Genomic DNA, 18,929 nt, shown 5'->3' on the forward strand with positions numbered 1-18,929 from the left:
CCATTACCGAGCACACCGTGGTCGCGGGCGTGGCCACCTTCGTCTTTTACGGCCTGGGGCCGGTCGCCATCCTGATGTACATCATGGGCACGCCGGGCCGCCGGCGGCGGCGCAAGGCCGAAGAAGCGAGACAAGAGCAGGCGGCAGTGCAAGCGCAGGCGCGGCCCACGCCGCCGGCTGGCGAGGCAGCGGAGGCAGCGGAGGCAGCAGCAGGCGCGGCGCCGCCCGCCAGCGCAGAGGGCCGCCCCGCTGCCCGCGAGTAAACCCGGCAGGCCTCAGGCGGCCAGCCAGACAAGGCTGGCCATGCGGCCGGTGACGCCGTCCCGGCGGTAGGAATAGAAGCGCTGCGCGTCGGTGACGGTGCAGGTATCGCCGCCATGCACGTCGGCGCAGCCGGCACGGGCCAGCCGGGTCCGGGCCAGGCCATAGATGTCGGCAAAGTATTTCCCGGGCGCGCCGGGACGGAAAGCCGCCTCGACGGCAGCCATCTCCTGCGGCAGTGCCGCGGCCAGGAAAGCCTGGCGCACTTCCGCCCCCACCTCGAACGCTTGCGGCCCGATGGCCGGCCCAAGCCACGCCAGCCACCGCGCCTGCGGTCCGGCCCGGGTGCTCATGCCTGCCAGCGTGGCCTCGATCACGCCCGCGCACAGCCCGCGCCAGCCGGCATGCGCCGCGCCCACCACGGTGCCGGCACGGTCGCATAGCAGCACCGGCAGGCAGTCGGCGGTCATCACAGCGCAAACGCGGCCCGGCGTCGTGGCGATGCTTGCGTCAGCCTTCGGCACCACGGCATCGCCGCCGGCGAATTCGTCCCCGCTCGCGACGGCGCAGCCATGCACCTGCTCCAGCCATGCCGGCGCGCTGGGCAGCCGCGCCGCCAGGCGCGCACGGTTGCCGGCCACGGCCGCGGGGTCGTCGCCCACATGCGTGCCCAGGTTCAGCCCGCCCTGGCTGCCGTCCGCCAGGCCATAGGGGCTGACGCTCAGGCCACCCTGGCGCGTGGTCGACAGCGCGCGCACGCGCGCGGGCGCCGGCCAGTCRGGCACCAGCCAGGCGGGGTCAGTCGTCATCGCCGTACACCCACACGCCGTCTTCGCCCTCCACCCAGCCATCGTCCTCATCGTCGGCATCGTCGCCTTCGAAGTCGAGGACGTCGATAAGCGCCTGCAGGTCGTCGGGCGGCGGCGCCTCCCACGAAATGTCCTTGCCCGTGACTGGGTGCACCAGCCCGAGCCGGAATGCGTGCAGGGCCTGACGGCCCAGCGGCACGGGCAGCGGCGCCTTGATGGCCGGACGCTGGCCGCGCCGCGTGGCGGCGCGGTGATAGACCGTGTCGCCGAGCAGCGGGTGGCCGATGGATTCGAAATGCACGCGGATCTGGTGGGTACGTCCGGTCTCGAGCTGGCACATGACCATGGAGACATTGCCGCGTCCAAGCGGCACCGTGCCCAGCGTGCGGAAATGCGTGCGCGAAGGCTTGCCGCTGTTGGTCAATACCACGCCCATGCGTGTGCGCTCGCGCGGATCGCGGCCGATCGGCGCGTCGATGGTGCCGGAGTCGGGCGTCGTGCCCCACACCAGCGCCAGGTAGCGGCGCTTGACGGTGCGCGCCTGCAACTGCCGCACCAGGTCCGTCTGCGCGGTCAGCGTGCGCGCCACCACCATCAGCCCCGTGGTTTCCTTGTCGAGCCGGTGGACGATGCCCGCACGCGGCAGTCCCACCGCCTCGGGATAGCGATGCAGCAGGCCGTTGAGCACGGTCCCGCTCCAGTTGCCGGCAGCCGGATGGACAACCAGGCCGGCGGACTTGTTGATGACCAGCAGCGTGGCGTCTTCGTACACCACGTCCAGTTCGACGTCTTCCGGCACGAAGGCGCGCGATTCGGGCGCGACCTGGGGCCGGACCTCGATGCGCTCGCCCATCTGCACGGCATCGCGCGAACGGCGCGCGGTGCCGTTGACCAGCACCGAGCCGCCTTCGATCCATTGCTGCAGGCGGCTGCGCGAGAAGCCGCTGAGATGGCGGGCCAGCAGCTTGTCGAGGCGCTCTCCATGTGAGGCACTATCGACATCGAACGACACCGGCTGCATTTCGGTCTCGATCGGCGACAGCTGCGCGCCGGCCGGCAGGCCGTCCAGCGCGGCCACGTCGACCAGGTCTTCGAGATCCYCCACCTCGTTCAAGGTGTCGGCAAGATCCTCGGCTTGCTGTGTGGGGCCCTTGGCCGCGGTTTCGGGCAAGGGGCTTGGGCTATAATGCTTGATGCTATTTTTCATCCGGGATACGTTGCCCATGCAATTGATGAGCATGAAGCGCGCCAGCTGGCGCGCAAGAATTGGAGCGATTCTGCTCGCAGGCGGCTGCGTCATGCTGTCGGCATGCGGCCTGCTGTCGGATCAACCAGACGAGACTGCCGGCTGGTCGGCTAACAAATTATATTCTGAAGCCAAGGAAGCCCTCGATTCAGGTGACTTTACCCGCGCAGTCAAGCTGTACGAAAAGCTCGAAAGCCGCTACCCGTTCGGCCGTTTCGCGCAGCAGGCACAGATCGATACCGCCTATGCCAACTACAAGGATGGCGAGACCGCCGCGGCACTGGCTTCGGTCGATCGCTTCATCCAGCTGCACCCGAGCCACCCGAATATCGATTACGCCTACTACCTCAAGGGCCTGATCAACTTCAACGACAACCTGGGATGGCTGGGCCGCTTTTCCGGCCAGGATCTCAGCGAGCGCGACCCGAAGGCCGCGCGCGCCGCGTATGACGCGTTCAACACACTGGTCTCGCGCTTCCCGGAAAGCAAGTACACGCCCGACGCCGCGGCACGCATGCAGTACATCGTGAATTCGCTGGCACAGCATGAGGTCCATGCGGCACGCTACTACTACCGCCGCGGCGCCTACCTGGCCGCCGCCAACCGGGCCCAGCAGGCGCTCAAGGACTATGACGGCGCGCCGGCCAACGAGGAAGCGCTGTACATCATGATCCGCTCGTACGATTCGCTGGGCATGAAGGATCTGCGCGACGACACCGCCCGCGTGATGGAAAAGAACTTCCCGAACAGCGATTACATCAAGTACGGCGAGCGCCGCAAGGACAAGTCCTGGTGGGAAGTGTTCTGAAAGTCAGCCACCCGGCCGCAAAAAAGCCCGATTCCGATCGGGCTTTTTTATTTTCGTTGTCCCCGCCGGCCTCAGTCGGCGGGTGATGCATCGCCGTCACCGGCGCCGACCGCGTCTTCCACCGCCTGCGCGGGCTCGCCGCCATTGCGCAGCGTTTCCAGGAAATGGATCACCGTCTCGGCCTCGCGCGTGCGCTTGAACGGCGGCAGGCTTTGCCAGATTTGGCGGCCATAGGGCTTCTCCACCAGCCGCGTGTCGCAGATCACCAGCACGCCGCGATCCGTCTCCGAGCGGATCAGGCGCCCCGCGCCCTGCTTCAGCGTGATCACCGCGTGTGGCAGCTGATGCACGGCAAACGGACTCAGGCCCTTCTTCTGCAGCACTTCCATGCGCGCGGCCAGCACCGGATCGTCGGGTGGCGCAAATGGCAGCTTGTCGATGATCACCAGCGATAGCGCCTCGCCACGCACATCCACCCCCTCCCAGAAACTCTGGCTGCCAACCAGCACGGCATTGCCCAGTTCGCGGAAACGGTCGAGCAATTCGGTGCGGCTGGCCTGGCCCTGCACCAGCAGCGGCAGTTCGAGGCCACGCTCGGCGAAGGCGTCATAGAGCAGGTCCGAAGCACGCTGTACCGCGCGCAGCGTGGTACAGAGCAGGAAGGCCCGCCCTCCGGCCGCCTCGATCAGCGGCAGCGCGGCCTGCACCACGGCGTCGGTGAACTGCGGCGACTGCGGCGCCGGGAGATCGCGCGGCACGTAGAGCAGGCCCTGCTCCGCATAGTCGAAGGGGCTGGGCAGGGTCAGCGATTTGTCCTTGTCCAGGCCGAGCTGCGCGGCGTAATGGCTGAAATTGCCCTTCACCGACAGCGTAGCCGAGGTGAAGACCCAGGCCCGCGGATGCCCTTCGCGCTGGCGAGTGAAGATCGGCGCGATCGACAAGGGCGTGCGGTGCAGCTGCACGGTATGGGAGAACACCTCCACCCAGCGCACCGTGTCCGGCCCGAAGGCGGCTTCCGGCGCGGCAGCGGTTGCAGCCTCGTCGCCGGCCGGCGCGGGTTTCGGCGCGGCCTTGGCCTCGCTGCGCCAGGCAGCCAGGCGCTGCTCCAGCTCCACCGCGCGCCGATGGCACTGTTCGAGCGATTCGGCGCGCTCGGCCTGGCTCTCGAGCAAGGCCACGAATTCCCCCAGCGCGGCTTCCAGCGCGTCCAGCGTTTCGAAGAACGGCTTGCTGATGCGGGGGTCGGCCTCGATCTGGCTGACCGCCAGGCGCGCATTGTCCTTGGTGAAGGCCAGCCGCAGGTCGCGCGCGGCGCGCTCCAGCGGCGCGGCAATGCGCACCCAGTCGGCCGCGTCCCGCGCGTGCGAGAGGCCCTCGGCCACGGTGTCGCGCGCGATCTCCAGCAACTGGCTGGTCGACAGACTCTCGCCGAAGAACAGCGTGGCGGTTTCGGGCAGCTGATGGGCTTCGTCGAAGATCACCGTGTTGGCCGCCGGCAGCAACTCGGCCATGCCGGTATCGCGCAGCACCACATCGGCAAAGAACAGGTGATGGTTGACCACCACCATGTCCGCCTGTTGCGCCTCCTTGCGGGCACGCATGACGAAGCACTCTTTGTAGTTCGGGCACTCCGTGCCAAGGCAGTTGTCGCGCGTCGAGGTGACGAGCTGCCAGACCGGCGCATTCTCCGGCACCGAGGCCAGTTCGGCCTTGTCGCCCGAAGCGGTGACCTTGGCGAAGCGCGCGATCTCGCGCAGCCACGCCGCGTCCTGGCGCGATGCCAGCCGGCCCTGGGCCTCGGCGCGTTCCAGATGGTAGTGGCAGAGGTAGTTGGCCCGCCCCTTGAGCAGGGCGACCGACACGGGCACATTGAGCGCCCGCCGCACGGTGGGAATGTCGCGCAGGAAGAGCTGGTCCTGCAGGTTCTTGGTGCCGGTCGAAAGGATCACCTTGCCGCCCCACAGCATGGCGGGCACCAGGTAGGCAAAGGTCTTGCCGGTGCCCGTGCCGRCCTCGACGATGACGGTGTCGCTGGTTTCGATCGCACCTGCCACGGCCGCGGCCATGCGCTCCTGCGCATCGCGCGGACGATAGCCCTCGATGGCCTGCGCCAGCGTGCCGGTCTTGGCGAAGATGGTGGCAAGCTGGGCCGCCTGGGCGGCCGCGTTGCCGGCAGGCACGGCGGCGCCGGTGCCGCTGGCGGCACCGCCGTGCGCGTCGCTCGGCGCGGGCGTCAGGGCGGCGGCCGGCGCGTCTGGAATGTCTTCGGAAGCAGGCAAGGCAAGGCTTTCTGGCGAGCCGGCTCAGCGCCGGCCCGGGGATGAGAGGAATGGCAAGGTGATCAGGTCAGGCCGGCACGTCCGGCTCGAGCTGCAACTGGAGCAGCGTGATCGCATCCTTGAGCTTGAGACGGCGCTTTTTCAGGCGCCGCATCTGCAGTTCGTCATGGGTGGCGTCAGCCGCCATGCGGTCGATCAGGTAGTCGAGATCGCGATGTTCGATCTGCAACTCCATGATCTGTCGCTCCAGGGTATTCAGATTGCGGTCCATGGGCTCCCCCGCTCAATGCCGGCGCTGGCGCCGGCGGGCCGGCATGGTGTCGGGCACCGGCTGTTGTCGCCAATCAGGCTATTGTCGCCGGTATTGCCCCCGGCCGTGGGCGCGGCTCGCACCGCTCAGAAACCGAAGGGCCGCGGCGCGGACGCCGGCCCTTGCTGCTCCTTGGCCTTGGCGCGACGCTCGTCGACATCCTTCTGCCGTTGTTCGGCGTCGTGCTGCTTGGCCTCGAAGGCCTTTACGTTCTCTTGCCGCTGCTGCGCCTTCTGCGCGCCCTGCTCCTGCGCTTGCCTGACGCGGGCATCGAAGTCGGCCTGCTTCTTGTCATAGGCCTGCGCATTGGCTGCGCGCTGCGGGGCGCCCGCCTGGTGCTCGGCGTCGCGCAGCTGCTGCTCCTGCTGCTTGCGCTCGAAGCTCGCGCGGCTGGCCTGCTCGTTGGCCTGGCGCTTGGGTTGATCGGCCTCGTATTCGGCACGCCGGATGGCCTGTTCGCGATCGCGCTCGACCGCCTTGAACGCGCGCTCCGCATCGCCCACCTCGAGCTCGCGCTTGCGCAGCACCTGCAGTTCCGCGCGCTGCACGTCCTTGGCCTTGTCCACGCAGTGCGTGACGAAGAACTTGGCGTAGCAATCGTGCGCCGCCTGGCCGTAGCGGTAGTTGGTCCAGTCGCGCGAATCGTTGATGGCCTTGCGCTCGGCGGCGAAGTCCCGGGGCGGCGCCTGCGGCGCTGCAGCTTCGGCGGCAGGCGCAGCACTCTGCGCGGCGCCCGGCACCGGCGCCAGCAAGGCTGCCGCGCTGGCAACCAGCAGGATGAAGTGAGCCCGCAGCGAGCGAGGCATGCGGGTCGCCGCGCGGGTAGCGCGAAGGGCTGGGAACGCGGGCGCGCAAGCGGCCGGATGTGGCTTGACGATCATGCCCCGATTCTAACATCCGGCCTGCTTGTTGCCCCACTGGGGCCGCACCGGGGCCGCACCCGGGCCGCATTGATATCACGCCGGCCGCATGCCGGCGTGGCGGCACCACGCCGGCTTGCGCGCACCGCGTCTCGCCGCGTCGCGCTTGTGGCAAAATGCCCCGCTTTCGACTGACTGTTTTCCTGATGTCCAAACTGCCAGCTTCCGTCACGCAAAAGATCGTGTCGCTCATCGCGGCCGAACTGTCCGTCCAGCCCCGCCAGGTGGCGGCGGCCGTTGAACTGCTCGACGAAGGCGCGACCGTGCCTTTTATCGCCCGCTACCGCAAGGAAGTGACCGGCAACCTGGACGACACGCATCTGCGTACGCTGGAAGAGCGCCTGCTCTACCTGCGCGAGATGGAAGAGCGCCGCGCCGCCATCCTGGCCTCCATCGAGGAACAGGGCAAGCTCACGCCCGAGCTGCGCGCCGCCATCGAAGGCGCCGAGACCAAGCAGACGCTGGAAGACCTCTACCTGCCCTACAAGCCCAAGCGCCGCACGCGCGCCCAGATCGCACGCGAATGCGGGCTGGAGCCGCTGGCCCAGGCGCTGCTGGCCGACCCCACGCTGGATCCGCAGGCCGAGGCCRCCAAATACGTCAACGGCAACCCCACCGCCGACGGCGGCGTGCCCGACGTCAAGGCCGCGCTGGACGGCGCGCGCGACATCCTCTCCGAGCAGTTCGGCGAGACCGCCGAGTTGCTCGGCAAGCTGCGCGAGCACCTGTGGAGCAACGGCCTGGTCAGTTCTTCCGTGATGGAAGGCAAGGAAAACGCCGAAGAAGAAAAATTCCGCGACTACTACCAGTACAGCGAAACCATCCGCACCGTGCCGTCGCACCGCGCGCTGGCGCTGTTCCGTGGCCGCAATGCCGGCGTGCTGATGGTCAAGCTGGGCCTCGGCGAAGAACAGGACGCGCTGGTGCCGCATCCGTGCGAAGGCATGATCGCGCGCCATTTCGGCATCCAGAACCAGAACCGCCCGGCCGACAAGTGGCTCGGCGACGTCTGCCGCTGGTGCTGGCGCGTCAAGGTGCAGCCGCACCTGGAAACCGAACTGCTGACGCAGGTGCGCGAGAGCGCCGAGAACGAGGCCATCAAGGTGTTCGGCCGCAACCTGCATGAACTGTTGCTGGCCGCGCCGGCGGGCCCGAAGTCCGTGATGGGCATCGACCCGGGTATCCGCACCGGCTGCAAGATCGCCGTGGTCGACACCACCGGCAAGCTGATCGACACCGCCACCATCTACCCGCACGAGCCGCGCCGCGACTGGAACGGCTCGCTCGCCACGCTGGCGCGCCTGGCCCGCCAGCACAACGTGATGCTGGTCTCGATCGGCAACGGCACCGCCAGCCGCGAGACCGACAAGCTGGTGCAGGACCTCATGAAGCAATTGCCCGAAGCCAAGCTGACCAAGATCGTGGTCAGCGAGGCAGGCGCTTCGGTCTACTCGGCATCCGAGCTGGCGGCCAAGGAATTCCCCGACCTCGACGTGTCGATCCGCGGCGCGGTCTCGATCGCGCGCCGCCTGCAAGACCCGCTGGCGGAACTGGTGAAGATCGACCCCAAGTCGATTGGCGTGGGCCAGTACCAGCATGACGTCAACCAGCGCGAGCTGGCGCGCGCGCTGGACGCCGTGGTCGAGGATTGCGTGAACGCCGTGGGCGTGGACGTCAACACCGCCTCGGCCCCGCTGCTGGCGCGCGTGTCGGGCCTGAACACGGTGCTGGCGCGCAATATCGTCGACTACCGTGACGCCAACGGCGCCTTCCCCAACCGCGATGCCCTCAAGAAGGTGCCGCGCCTGGGCGACAAGACCTTCGAGCAGGCCGCCGGCTTCCTGCGCGTCAACGATGGCGACAACCCGCTGGACCGTTCCTCGGTCCACCCCGAAGCCTACCCGGTGGTCACGCGCATCCTCGAACACATCAAGAAGGGCCTGCCCGACGTGATGGGCAACCGCGAAGCCTTGCGCGGCCTGTCGCCGACGGCTTTCACCGACGAGACCTTCGGCCTGCCGACGGTGCGCGACATCCTGTCCGAGCTGGAAAAGCCCGGCCGCGATCCGCGCCCCGAGTTCAAGACCGCCACCTTCCAGGACGGCGTGGAAGACATCAAGGACCTGCAGCCGGGCATGGTGCTCGAAGGCGTGGTCACCAACGTGGCCGCCTTCGGCGCGTTCGTCGATATCGGCGTGCACCAGGATGGCCTGGTCCACATCTCGGCGCTGTCCACCAAGTTCATCAAGGATGCGCACGAGGCGGTCAAGGCCGGCCAGATCGTCAAGGTCAAGGTGATGGAGGTGGACGTCAAGCGCAACCGGATCGGGCTGAGCATGCGGCTCGACGACGAACCCGGCCAGGGCCCGGCGCGTGCCGGCCAGGGCGAGCGCGGCAACGCGCCGCGCCAGGGCCAGAACAAGGGCGCTGGCGGCGGACGCCGGGAAGCCGAGCCGAGCGGCGCGATGGCGGCCGCCTTCGCCAAGCTCAAGCGCTGAAAGGCGGGGGGCTACCGCCCCCCTCGCTTGCCCATCAGGCCGGACCGTCCGATCACGGTCCCCGTCTTGTGCGCCGGCTCCGGGTCAGAGAAACCGGCCGCCTCGATGGCCGGCGACAGTTGCCGCAAGCCGGCATTCCTGCGCGCGCTGCGCAGCGACTCCATGCCGTCGTTCCACGCGTGCAGCATCTGCTTGGCCACGTCTCGCCATTGCGGCTCGTTGCGCGACGCCGCGATGAGTTCATGGCCGACCGCCACCGCCGAATCGCACAACGCCTCGACCATGGCCGCATAGCGGCGCGGCGCGATGCCCATGCGTGTGTTCAGCAACCGCTCCAGCGCCTTGCCTGCCGCCCAGGTCTTGCGTCCGTCGATGAAGAGTCCGGGCGGGTTGCTGGCGTAGCGCGGGTAGGCCTGGGTCGTGACGATGTCGTAGACCGGGGTGAACCTCACATCGTCCACGCCCGAGTAGTACAGCGCGATGTTCTTCGCGTGGCAATCGGCATTGCGCACCACATAGTTGACCAGCAGATGCCAGGCCAGGTGTTCCATCTGTGCCTGCAAGGCATCGCGCGCCAGGTAGGAGCGGGCCGCCGCCAGCACCTTCTCCGTGGTGGCAGCGTACTTCTCGTGCGGCGGCAAGCCGAGCAGGCCGCACATGTCTTCCACGCCGTACACCGGCAGGCCCGCTTCATCCACGTCGAAACGCTCGACCACCAGCGCGCGGCCATCGTCCGACATGCGCGTGGCGGCCACCGGCACCACGCCCAGGCGCTCGAGCACGCGCATCGAATGGAACTCGTTGAAACCGAGGAACGGCGTGCTGTCGTCCGATCCCTTGACGATATAGCGGCTGGTGCGCAAGGTGGGCTTGCCAAGCGGCATCGCCTCCTCGTCACGCGCGTCCGGCGCGATGAATTTCGGCACCGCGCCGGAAATGGCCGCGCGGGCATATTCCCTGACCAGGGCCGCGAAATGCGCTTCGGTGTTGTCACCGTGCAGGATACGCTGCACGTCCAGCCCCTGCAGTTCCGTGCCGGGCGCCACGCCCTCCGGCGTGACCGTGACGCGGCCGATGCCCATGGCACCCACCACCGCCAGCAGCGACAGATCGGTGCCGTCGAGCAAAGGCCCGAACTGCTCGCGGATCAGGTTGAGCAGGAAGCCCTCGGGCAGGTTCTGGCGAAAGAAGGGATGCAGGTCGCGCGGCCAGCGCCAGGGCTCTTCGCGCACCGGCATGGCAAGCGAGACGAAGTCTTGCGGCTGTGCCTGCGCGAGATACTTGAGCACGTATTCGTCGCGCTCGCGGTAGAGCGTGGCGACGCGCCGCCGCATGACATGGACATCGAGCCTCATGGCAGCACCCTCATTGCGGCGTCTCGCGCTGCTCGGCCAGGATGTCGTCGAGGGTGCGGCCGTGGCCATGCCTGACCACCTTGAGGTCGTAGCCGGCCGATTCGAGCAGCCTGACCAGCGCGGAGACGCTCATATCGCCGCGGGCGAGGGTTTCCATGCGGGCGACGGTAGTGCGTGCCACCCCGGCGCGGTCGGCCAGTTCCTGCTGGGACAGGCCGGCTTCGCGGCGGACCTCGCGAAGCATCTCGCCGACATCGGCCATGGTTGTCATTCTGTAGCCCCCGAGCATCAAAACAGTTCGAAAACCGTTTTATTGTAGCCGGTGGGCGACAAAATAAAAGGTCAATCCTGATGCCTTCGGGCTACAAAATTGGGGGAAAGCCCGTATTCTGTAGCCCATGGGCATCAAATGCCGGGCTCCTGGCGCCGAACCGGATCAGATCTCTACCTTCGTCCCCAGCTCCACCACCCGATTGGCCGGGATCTGGAAGAAGTCAGACGGCTTGGCGCCGTTCTGATGCATCCAGGCAAACAGGCTTTCGCGCCACATCGACATGCCCGGCAGCTTCGAGGGAATCACCGATTCGCGGGCGATGAAGAAGGAAGTTTCCATCAACTCGAATTGCATATTGAGCTTGCGCTGCGCGAGATCCAGCACGCGCTGCACGTCCGGGGTCTCCTTGAAGCCGTACTCGGACTTGAGGACAAAGACGCCGCCGCCCAGATCCTTGCAGATCAGGCGGTGATCGTCGTCCACGAAGGGGATGTCGCGCGTGACAAAGCTCAGGAACACCACGCGCTCGTGCAGCACGCGGTTGTGCTTGAGATTGTGCAGCAGCGAAACCGGCACCGATTCGGTATTGCCGGTCAGGAACACGGCCGTGCCTTCGACGCGATGTGGCGGATGCGCCAGCAGCCCGCCGATGAACGGCTCGAGCGGGATGCCGTCTTCCAGGCTGCGGGCGCGCAGCAGCTTGCGGCCGCTGTGCCAGGTCATCAGCAGGAAGAAGGCGGTGCCGCCCATCAGCAGCGGGAACCAGCCGCCTTCGGCGACCTTGAGCAGGTTGGCCGCGAAGAAAGCCAGGTCGACCAGCAGGAAGGTCAGTCCGATCACCGTCACCAGGACGGGGTTCCACTTCCACACATTGCGCATCACCACGGCGGCCAGGAAGGTGGTGATCACCATCGTGGTCGTCACCGCGATGCCGTAGGCGGCGGCAAGGTTCTCCGACTTCTTGAATGCCAGCACCACGGCCACGACCAGGACCAGCAGGATCCAGTTGATCACCGGCAGGTAGATCTGGCCGATCTCGGCGGCGGAGGTGTAGCGGATGCGCATGCGCGGCACGAAACCAAGCTGGATGGCCTGGCTGGTCAGCGAGAATGCGCCCGAGATGACGGCCTGCGAGGCGATCACGGTGGCGCAGGTGGCCAGCAACACCATCGGCAGCAGCAGTGGCTCCGGGACCATCAGGTAGAAGGGATTCTGGATGGCCGCCGGGTTCTGCAGGAGCATCGCGCCCTGGCCGAAATAGTTGAGCATCAGGCAAGGCATCACCAGCACGAACCAGCCCAAGCTGATCGGGCGCCTGCCGAAATGCCCCATGTCCACATACAGGGCTTCCGCGCCGGTCAGCACCAGGAACACCGAGCCCAGCACCACGAAGGCCTGCAGCGAATGCTCCGTCAGGAAGCGCACGCCATAGAGCGGGTTGACGGCCAGCAGGACCGACGGCACGCCCACCAGGTTATACAGGCCAAGCGCGCCCAGGGCCAAGAACCAGACGATCATGATCGGCCCGAACAGCTTGCCCACCGCGCTGGTGCCGCTGCGCTGGATCATGAACAGCGCCACCAGGATCACCAGCGTGATCGGGATGACGAAATGCGACAGGCCTGGCGCCGCGATCTCCAGCCCCTCCACCGCGGAAAGCACGGAAATGGCGGGGGTGATGACCGCATCGCCATAGAACATGCAGGCGCCGAAGATGCCCAGCATCATCAGCATCTTGGCCGTCCTGGAGCGTGGCGCAGCCGTGCGCAGGGCCAGCGCCATCAGCGCCAGCACGCCGCCTTCGCCATCGTTGTCGGCCCGCATGACGAACATCACGTACTTGATGGACACCACGATGGTCATGGCCCAGAACAGCATCGAGATGATGCCCAGTACCGCGTCTGCGCTGAAGGGAATGCCGTGCTCGGCGCTGAAGCACTCTTTGAGCGAGTACAGCGGGCTGGTACCGATATCGCCAAAGACGACGCCGATCGCGCCGATCACCAGTGCACGCTTGCTAGGGCTTTCGACGAAATAATGACTGGTTGCGGTCTGGGTCATGGATATGGGTCTGGTTGAAAGGCTCGCGCAACGCTTCCGGCGCCTGGCCGGACCGCCATGACTGGCGGAACTGGCAAAGCGGCCGAAACAGGCGAAACGGGCGAAACGTGCGAAACGGGCAACAGAACCCCGTCACGCTATTGCATTGCACAAACGCGCGCCATTCTAGATGAAGTGCCGGGAGACGACCACTGGGGAGCATCCTGCCTTGAGAACCTGCCTCGAGCCGGTGACTGGTCAAGCATGCGAGGGAAGCCCCGCCCGGTCAAGCGCTTGCRCGCGCCAGCGCACCAATTCCTGGCAGGGCCGCGCGGGCATGCCGTTGCTGCGTCGCCACAAAACATGCCTCTTAATCCACATCTATACGCCGAGGTAGCGGTCCAGCACGCCTGGCTGCGCGGACAGCTCCGCCGCGGGCCCGTTCATGACCACCAGGCCCTTCTCCAGCACCACCACGCGGTCGGCATTGGCCAGCACGGTGCGGAAGTTGCGGTCCACCACGACCGAGGCGATGCCGGTAGCGCGCACGGTGGCGATCACCTGCCAGATTTCCGCCACGATGCGCGGTGCCAGGCCCTCGGTGGCTTCGTCGAGGATCAGGCAGTCGGGATTGGTCATGAGCGCGCGGCCGATCGAAAGCATCTGCTGCTCGCCGCCGGACAACTGCTGCCCACCGTGAGCGAGGCGCTCCTTGAGGCGGGGGAACAGATCAAGCACCCTGGCCTCGTCCCAGTCGAGCCGGCCGGACGGTCCCTTGCGGGCCGCCATCACCAGGTTCTCGCGCACCGAGAGATTGGGGAAGATACCGCGCCCCTCGGGCACGTAGGCCACCCCCAGCCGCGCCACCTCATACGGCTGGGCACGCGAGACATCGCGCCCGCCGGCGAAGACGGTGCCCTGGCGCTGCCGCACATGCCCGAGCAGGGTCCGCAGCAGCGTGCTCTTGCCCATGCCGTTGCGGCCGAGCAAGCCCACCGTTTCGCCCTTGCCGACGCTGAAATCGATGCCGCGCAGGACATGGCTGCTGCCGTACCAGGCGTTCACGCCGGTGGCTGCGATCATTTCGCTCATGCTGCCTGCTCCTTGCATGCCGCGCGCTGCTGCCCGCCTGCGTGGGCTCCCCCGTGGTCGTCCTCTTCCCCCAGGTATGCCTGTTGCACCTCCCGGTTGACGCGGATCGCGTCCGGCTCGCCGGAGGCGATCACGGTGCCGTTGACCATCACCGTGATCCGGTCGGCGACCGAGAACACCGCTTCCATGTCATGCTCGACGAGCAGCACCGCGTGGCCGTCGCGCAGCGAGCGCAGCAGTGCCAGCATGCGCGCCGACTCCTCCGCGCCCATGCCCGCCAGCGGCTCGTCCAGCAACAGCACGGTGGGCTGCGTGGCCAGGCACATGGCCACCTCCAGCTGGCGCTTCTGGCCGTGTGACAAGGCGGCGGCCAAGGTATCGGCACAGCCGGCCAGGCCGGCGCAATCCATCGCCTCGTCGCCCAGCGCCCGGCTGGTGCGGCAGCGCTGCGCGCCCTCCCACAGGCGCCATGCGCGCTGGGCGCGCGACTGCGCCGCGAGGCGGCAGTTCTCGCGCACCGTCAGCGGCAGGAAGATATTGTTGCGCTGGTAGCTGCGGCCAATGCCCTCGCGCGCCAGCCGCGGCTGCGCCCACCCGGTCACATCGCGCCCCTGCAGCCGCAGGGTGCCCGAGGACGGCGGCAGCTCGCCGGAAAGCATATTGATCAGCGTGGACTTGCCAGCGCCGTTGGTGCCGATCACGGCGTGGATCTCATGCAGGGCGAGGTCGATATCCACGTCGCCCACTGCCGTGAGTCCGCCGAAGCGGCGCGTCAGCTTGCGGGCCGACAAGACCGGTGCGTTCATCGCGATTCTCCTTGGCGGCGGCGCGCGAACACGCGCGCCAGGCTGATCAGCCCGTGCGGCAGCAAGGCCACCGCCACGATGATGAAGCCGCCCATCAGCAATTGCCAGTGCTTGGTCAGCGTGCTGAACCATTCCGCCAGCAAGACGAAGGAAAAGGCGCCCAGTACCGCGCCGGCCAGGCTGCCCGCCCCGCCCAGGATCACCATCAGCATGGCATTGCCAGACTGGTGCCAGGATGCGATTTCCGGGTTGACGAAGCCATACTGGATCGCATACAGGTAGCCTGCCAGCCCGGCGAAGGTCCCGGCCACCACGAAGGCGCCGAGCTGGTAGCGGTAGGTGGCATAGCCCGCCGCGCGCATGCGCTGCTCGTTGTGCCGGATGCCCACCAGCGCGTGGCCGAAGCGCGAGCGCAGCACCAGCGCCAGCCCCGCCACCGTCAGCACCAGCGCGCCGAGCACCAGCCAGTAGAAATGCGCGACGTCGTTGACGTCGAACGGACGCGCGCCCAGCAGATCGAACTCGGGCCGGAAATAGATATAGGTGCCGTCGCTGCCGCCTGCGATCTTGGTGTCGTGGAACACGAAGAACACCATCTGGGCGAAGGCCAGCGTGACCATGATGAAATAGATGCCGCGCGTGCGCAGCACCAGCGCGCCCACCACCAGCGCCAGCGCCGCCGCCGCGCCGAGCGCGCCTAGCAGCAGCAGCCAGCCGTTGCCGGGACCGGCCTGCGGCGCCAGTATCGCGGTAGCGTAGGCCGCCACCGCGAAATAGGCCGCGTGTCCCAGGCTGACCAGCCCGGTGTAGCCGATCAGCAGCTGCAGCGACAGCGCGAAGATCGCCATGATCATGACCTTGCTGAGCAGCTCGATATAGAAGCGCTGCCCTTCCGCGCCCAGCAGCAGCGGCATCACGGCCAGCGCCGCGAACACCGCCATCCAGCCCAGCCCGCCGCGCCAGGGCACGGCCCCGGCACGCACGCGCGGCGCGCCATCCAGTGCATTGATATCGCTCGGCATATCTTCCTACCCCGCCTTGAACAAGCCCTGGGGTTTCCAGAGCAGGATGAGTGCCATCAGCAGGTAGACCAGCACGCCCGAGGCCTCCTGCCAGAACACCTTGCCGAAGGTATCGACGAAACCCAGCAGCAGCGACGCCACCATGGCGCCCTTGACAGAGCCGATGCCGCCGATCACCACCACCACGAAGCACACGATCAGCACCTGGCCGCCCATGCCCGGGTAGACCGAGGACACCGGCGCGGCGATCATGCCGGCCAGCACCGCCAGCGCCACGCCGAGCGCGAACACGAACCGGTRCAGCACCGTCACGTTGATGCCGAGCGACTGCACCATCTCCCGGTTGGTGGCGCCGGCGCGGATCATCATGCCCAGGCGCGTGCGACGGATCACCACGTACATGGCGGCCGCCACCAGCAGGCAGATCGCCGAGATGAACAGGCGATAGACCGGATAGGTCATGTCGTTGCCGATCGGCAGCGCCCAGTCGAGGATGGGCGGCACGGTGACACCGTGGACGTCGTCGTCCACCAGGATGCTGCGCATTTCCTCGAAGACCAGGATCAGGCCGTAGGTCATCAGCACCTGCTGCAGGTGCTCGCGCTGATAGAGATAGCTGAAGAACACCCACTCAAGCACATAGCCGAATGCTACCGCCAGCACGATGCCCAGCGGGATGGCGACCAGCAGGTTGCCGGTCAGCCCGGCCAGCGTGAAGGCCAGGTAGGCGCCCAGCATGTAGAAGCTGCCATGGGCGAGGTTGATCACGCCCATGATGCCGAAGATCAGCGTCAGGCCGCTCGCCACGAGGAAGAGCAGCAAGCCGTACTGGATGCTGTTAAGGCACTGTATGAAGAAGGAAACGATATCCATGGATGCCCATGCGCCAAAGCGGCAACGCAGTTGCGGTATGCGACCGCGCCGTCCCGCGGCTGGCGCGGGGACGCGGCGCGGAGGAACTGACTTTGGCCCGCCACCGCGCGATCGGCGGGCCGCGGCGGTCAGCCGCCATCAGCCGCTCAGAGGCGGCAGCCGCGCGCCGGATCGGCCAGCGCCTTCACGGCGATGCCGCCGATCTTGTTCTCGCGGCCATCGACCTTGCGCAGGTAGAAGTCCTGCACCGGGTTATGCGCCTTCGACAGCGTAAAGGAGCCGCGCGGGCTGTCCACCCGGGTCTGCTCCATCGCCTTGATCACCTCGGCCTTCTTGCCCATGTCGCCCTTGACCGCGTTCGCCCCCGCGGCCAGCAGCTGGGCGGCGTCGTAGCCTTGCACCGCGTAGACGTCCGGCTGCAGCTTGTAGGTCTTGGCGTAGCCCAGGCGGAAGCTCTGGTCGCGCGGGTTGGCCAGGCCGTCGGCGTAGTGCAGCGTGGTTTCCAGGCCCTGCGCGGCCGGGCCCTGCGCCTCCAGCGTGCCGTCGGTGAGGAACCCCGAAGCGTACAGCGGGATCTTGTCCTTGAGGCCAGCCGCGGCCCAGTCCTTGACGAACTTCACGGCGCCGCCGCCGGCGAAGAACACGAACACGGCGTCCGGCTTGATCGACGCCACCTCGGTGATCAGCGCCTGGAACTCGACATTGGGGAACGGCAGGCTCAGCTCCTTCACCACCTTGCCGCCCTTGGCCTCGAAGGCCTCCTTGAAGCCCTTGACCGACTGCTCCCCGGCCGCGTACTTCCATGTCAGCGTGACCACCTTCTTCATGCCGCGATCGGCGAGCACATGGCCCATGGCATAGCCGGGCTGCCAGTTCGAGAACGAGGAGCGGAAGATGTTCGGGCCGCACAGCGGGCCGGTGGCTTCGTCCACGCCCGCGTTGGGAATGATCAGCAGCGTGTTGTTTTCCTTGGCCACCTTGACGATGCCCATCTGCACGCCCGAATGCACGGTGCCCACCACCACGTCGACCTGGTCGCGCTTGATCAGCTTGGTGGCATTCTCCGGCGCCTTGGCCGGATCGGACTCGTCGTCGACCTTGAAGTATTCGATTTCCCGGCCGCCGAGCTTGCCGCCCTGCTCCTGCACATACATCTTGAAGCCGTTCTCGATGGCATTGCCGAGCGACGCGTAGGTGCCCGTGTAGGGCAGCATGAACCCGACCTTGATCTTGCCGGTGCCCTGGGCGGCAGCGCCGCCGGCGAAGGCAAGGGATGCCGCGATGGCAAGGCAAGCGGGGGCCAGCCCGCGCGATGTAAAGCGATGCATGGATGTCTCCTCTGGTGGTCAAGCCGACTTCCGTCGCCGTGGCATGCATCGCCCGCCGGCAGGCTCCGCACCGTGACGGCCAGGCGTGCGCCGCAAAGGCGCCACGGATGACCGCAATGGCAGGAAACGCAGGCTGACGCGCAGGGGCGCGAAATTATTTTAGGTATGAAGTATGTGTCGTTATAAACCGGACTGCCGCCTGCGTCAACGGGTCCGGCTGGTCGCGATGTGGCGAGTGCCCGCACCGCGCGAGTTTAAGCAGCACGGTTTGCGGCGCATATCGATGGATACCCTCGATCTGTTCCATGGTCCCGTACTCGTCGTCCTCGCCCTGCACCGCCAGTACCGGGCAGCGCAGTTGTGCCAGCAGCGGGCGCAGGTCGAAGGCGCGGAAGGCGGGGTCGAGCCAGATGTCGTTCCAGCCCCAGAAGGCCGAATCCACATCGTCGTGGTAGCGCGCCAGCTTGCTGCGCAGGTCGGTCTGCAGGTAGGCCTCGCGCGTGGCCTGGATGCTGGTGACCGAGATGTCTTCCACGATGATGTGCGGCGCCAGCACGGTGATGCCATCCACCGCCTGGGGGAAGCTGGCCGCATGGATCAGCGCGATCGAGCCGCCGTCGCTATGGCCGAACAGCCAGGGCGCGCCCTGGCCGCGGCCAGGCCCGATGTCCAGCGCATCGAACAGCGCAGGCAAGGCCTCGCGCGCCTGGCGGTGCATGAAATCGACGCCCCACTTTTCCTCGGCCGGGCGCGGCGTCGCGCGGCCGTAGCCGTAGCGCGAGATCACGAGGCCGCGAAAATCGCCGGCCTCGCAGAGCGTGGCGGGATAGTCGCGCCACAAACCGACCGAACCGAGGCCTTCGTGCAGGAAGACCAGCAGCGGGCGTTCGCGCCGTTCGGGCCTGAGCCACTGCACCTCCACCCGGATACGGCGGCCGTCGAAGGGAATCTCAACCAACTCGCTTTGCATGCATCTGCCTGTTGTTGCTGTCTTGTCGCTGTCTCGTC

At 67.2% G+C, this 18,929-nt stretch carries 17 protein-coding genes; 3 read left to right on the plus strand and 14 right to left on the minus strand.

The features are described 5' to 3' along the window. Positions 1 to 2 precede the first annotated feature (2 nt). On the plus strand, positions 3 to 263 hold the full coding sequence (locus tag AC1DO7_RS10600) for a hypothetical protein (RefSeq protein WP_477116075.1): 261 nt from the start codon (positions 3 to 5) through the stop codon (positions 261 to 263). A gap of 12 nt (positions 264 to 275) precedes the next feature. Here AC1DO7_RS10600 and pgeF read toward each other — a convergent pair whose 3' ends face one another. Next, positions 276 to 1,070 (minus strand): peptidoglycan editing factor PgeF, encoded by a 795-nt coding sequence (pgeF, locus tag AC1DO7_RS10605; RefSeq protein WP_441616038.1) that lies wholly within the window; start codon positions 1,068 to 1,070, stop codon positions 276 to 278. Next, a complete protein-coding gene (locus AC1DO7_RS10610) occupies positions 1,060 to 2,277 on the minus strand; it encodes an RluA family pseudouridine synthase (RefSeq protein WP_477116076.1) in 1,218 nt (405 codons plus the stop codon). The genes pgeF and AC1DO7_RS10610 overlap by 11 nt, the downstream gene beginning before the upstream one ends. 16 nt (positions 2,278 to 2,293) lie before the next feature. Here AC1DO7_RS10610 and AC1DO7_RS10615 point away from each other — a divergent pair, with 16 nt between their 5' ends. Next, positions 2,294 to 3,124: an outer membrane protein assembly factor BamD gene (locus AC1DO7_RS10615; RefSeq protein WP_441616041.1), complete on the plus strand. Its 831-nt coding sequence runs from the start codon at positions 2,294 to 2,296 to the stop codon at positions 3,122 to 3,124. A gap of 71 nt (positions 3,125 to 3,195) precedes the next feature. On the opposite strand, the gene AC1DO7_RS10620 is transcribed toward AC1DO7_RS10615, so the two are convergent. The 3 genes from AC1DO7_RS10620 to AC1DO7_RS10630 all read right to left on the minus strand — a co-directional run bounded on the left by AC1DO7_RS10620 (position 3,196) and on the right by AC1DO7_RS10630 (position 6,519). Beyond that, entirely contained in the window at positions 3,196 to 5,403 is a 2,208-nt protein-coding gene (locus AC1DO7_RS10620) for an ATP-dependent DNA helicase (protein WP_477116077.1), read from the minus strand. Between the two features lie 67 nt (positions 5,404 to 5,470). Continuing rightward, a complete protein-coding gene (locus tag AC1DO7_RS10625) occupies positions 5,471 to 5,674 on the minus strand; it encodes a YdcH family protein (RefSeq protein WP_441616045.1) in 204 nt (67 codons plus the stop codon). 125 nt (positions 5,675 to 5,799) lie between these two features. Next, positions 5,800 to 6,519, minus strand: coding sequence for a hypothetical protein (locus tag AC1DO7_RS10630; RefSeq protein ID WP_441616047.1), 720 nt, complete (start codon positions 6,517 to 6,519; stop codon positions 5,800 to 5,802). Positions 6,520 to 6,779: 260 nt separating this feature from the next. Between AC1DO7_RS10630 and AC1DO7_RS10635 the strand changes: the two genes are divergently transcribed. Beyond that, entirely contained in the window at positions 6,780 to 9,131 is a 2,352-nt protein-coding gene (locus tag AC1DO7_RS10635; protein ID WP_477116078.1) for a Tex family protein, read from the plus strand. Positions 9,132 to 9,142: 11 nt separating this feature from the next. Here AC1DO7_RS10635 and AC1DO7_RS10640 read toward each other — a convergent pair whose 3' ends face one another. The 9 genes from AC1DO7_RS10640 to AC1DO7_RS10680 form a co-directional block, all read right to left on the minus strand. Continuing rightward, positions 9,143 to 10,486 carry a type II toxin-antitoxin system HipA family toxin gene (locus tag AC1DO7_RS10640; RefSeq protein WP_441616051.1) on the minus strand — a complete coding sequence of 448 codons (1,344 nt, stop codon included), beginning with the start codon at positions 10,484 to 10,486 and terminating at the stop codon, positions 9,143 to 9,145. Between the two features lie 10 nt (positions 10,487 to 10,496). Next, positions 10,497 to 10,757 carry a helix-turn-helix domain-containing protein gene (locus AC1DO7_RS10645; RefSeq protein WP_441616053.1) on the minus strand — a complete coding sequence of 87 codons (261 nt, stop codon included), beginning with the start codon at positions 10,755 to 10,757 and terminating at the stop codon, positions 10,497 to 10,499. A 165-nt stretch (positions 10,758 to 10,922) separates the two neighbouring features. Beyond that, positions 10,923 to 12,821 (minus strand): potassium transporter Kup, encoded by a 1,899-nt coding sequence (locus AC1DO7_RS10650; protein ID WP_441616055.1) that lies wholly within the window; start codon positions 12,819 to 12,821, stop codon positions 10,923 to 10,925. 360 nt (positions 12,822 to 13,181) lie between these two features. After that, positions 13,182 to 13,892, minus strand: coding sequence for an ABC transporter ATP-binding protein (locus AC1DO7_RS10655; protein ID WP_441616057.1), 711 nt, complete (start codon positions 13,890 to 13,892; stop codon positions 13,182 to 13,184). Further along, on the minus strand, positions 13,889 to 14,698 hold the full coding sequence (locus tag AC1DO7_RS10660) for an ABC transporter ATP-binding protein (protein ID WP_441616059.1): 810 nt from the start codon (positions 14,696 to 14,698) through the stop codon (positions 13,889 to 13,891). The genes AC1DO7_RS10655 and AC1DO7_RS10660 overlap by 4 nt, the downstream gene beginning before the upstream one ends. Beyond that, a complete protein-coding gene (locus AC1DO7_RS10665) occupies positions 14,695 to 15,639 on the minus strand; it encodes a branched-chain amino acid ABC transporter permease (RefSeq protein WP_441616506.1) in 945 nt (314 codons plus the stop codon). Before AC1DO7_RS10665 ends, AC1DO7_RS10660 begins: the two co-directional genes overlap by 4 nt. Positions 15,640 to 15,726: 87 nt before the next feature. Continuing rightward, a complete protein-coding gene (locus tag AC1DO7_RS10670) occupies positions 15,727 to 16,593 on the minus strand; it encodes a branched-chain amino acid ABC transporter permease (protein ID WP_477116079.1) in 867 nt (288 codons plus the stop codon). 146 nt (positions 16,594 to 16,739) lie between these two features. Further along, on the minus strand, positions 16,740 to 17,921 hold the full coding sequence (locus AC1DO7_RS10675) for an ABC transporter substrate-binding protein (RefSeq protein WP_441616062.1): 1,182 nt from the start codon (positions 17,919 to 17,921) through the stop codon (positions 16,740 to 16,742). 154 nt (positions 17,922 to 18,075) lie between these two features. After that, on the minus strand, positions 18,076 to 18,891 hold the full coding sequence (locus AC1DO7_RS10680; RefSeq protein ID WP_441616064.1) for an alpha/beta fold hydrolase: 816 nt from the start codon (positions 18,889 to 18,891) through the stop codon (positions 18,076 to 18,078). Between the last annotated feature and the right edge of the window lie 38 nt (positions 18,892 to 18,929).

It is taken from the genome of Cupriavidus sp. 05N40 (assembly GCF_056397305.1).

Bases quoted from the DNA above. Each gene is read 5' to 3' on its own strand.
- AC1DO7_RS10655 (WP_441616057.1), bottom strand. From the start codon at position 13,892: ATGAGCGAAATGATCGCAGCCACCGGCGTGAACGCCTGGTACGGCAGC.
- AC1DO7_RS10640 (WP_441616051.1), bottom strand. From the start codon at position 10,486: ATGAGGCTCGATGTCCATGTCATGCGGCGGCGCGTCGCCACGCTCTAC.
- AC1DO7_RS10630 (WP_441616047.1), bottom strand. From the start codon at position 6,519: ATGCCTCGCTCGCTGCGGGCTCACTTCATCCTGCTGGTTGCCAGCGCG.
- AC1DO7_RS10675 (WP_441616062.1), bottom strand. From the start codon at position 17,921: ATGCATCGCTTTACATCGCGCGGGCTGGCCCCCGCTTGCCTTGCCATC.
- AC1DO7_RS10615 (WP_441616041.1), top strand. From the start codon at position 2,294: ATGCAATTGATGAGCATGAAGCGCGCCAGCTGGCGCGCAAGAATTGGA.
- AC1DO7_RS10660 (WP_441616059.1), bottom strand. From the start codon at position 14,698: ATGAACGCACCGGTCTTGTCGGCCCGCAAGCTGACGCGCCGCTTCGGC.
- AC1DO7_RS10665 (WP_441616506.1), bottom strand. From the start codon at position 15,639: ATGGCGGTGTTCGCGGCGCTGGCCGTGATGCCGCTGCTGCTGGGCGCG.
- AC1DO7_RS10645 (WP_441616053.1), bottom strand. From the start codon at position 10,757: ATGACAACCATGGCCGATGTCGGCGAGATGCTTCGCGAGGTCCGCCGC.
- AC1DO7_RS10650 (WP_441616055.1), bottom strand. From the start codon at position 12,821: ATGACCCAGACCGCAACCAGTCATTATTTCGTCGAAAGCCCTAGCAAG.
- AC1DO7_RS10680 (WP_441616064.1), bottom strand. From the start codon at position 18,891: ATGCAAAGCGAGTTGGTTGAGATTCCCTTCGACGGCCGCCGTATCCGG.
- AC1DO7_RS10625 (WP_441616045.1), bottom strand. From the start codon at position 5,674: ATGGACCGCAATCTGAATACCCTGGAGCGACAGATCATGGAGTTGCAG.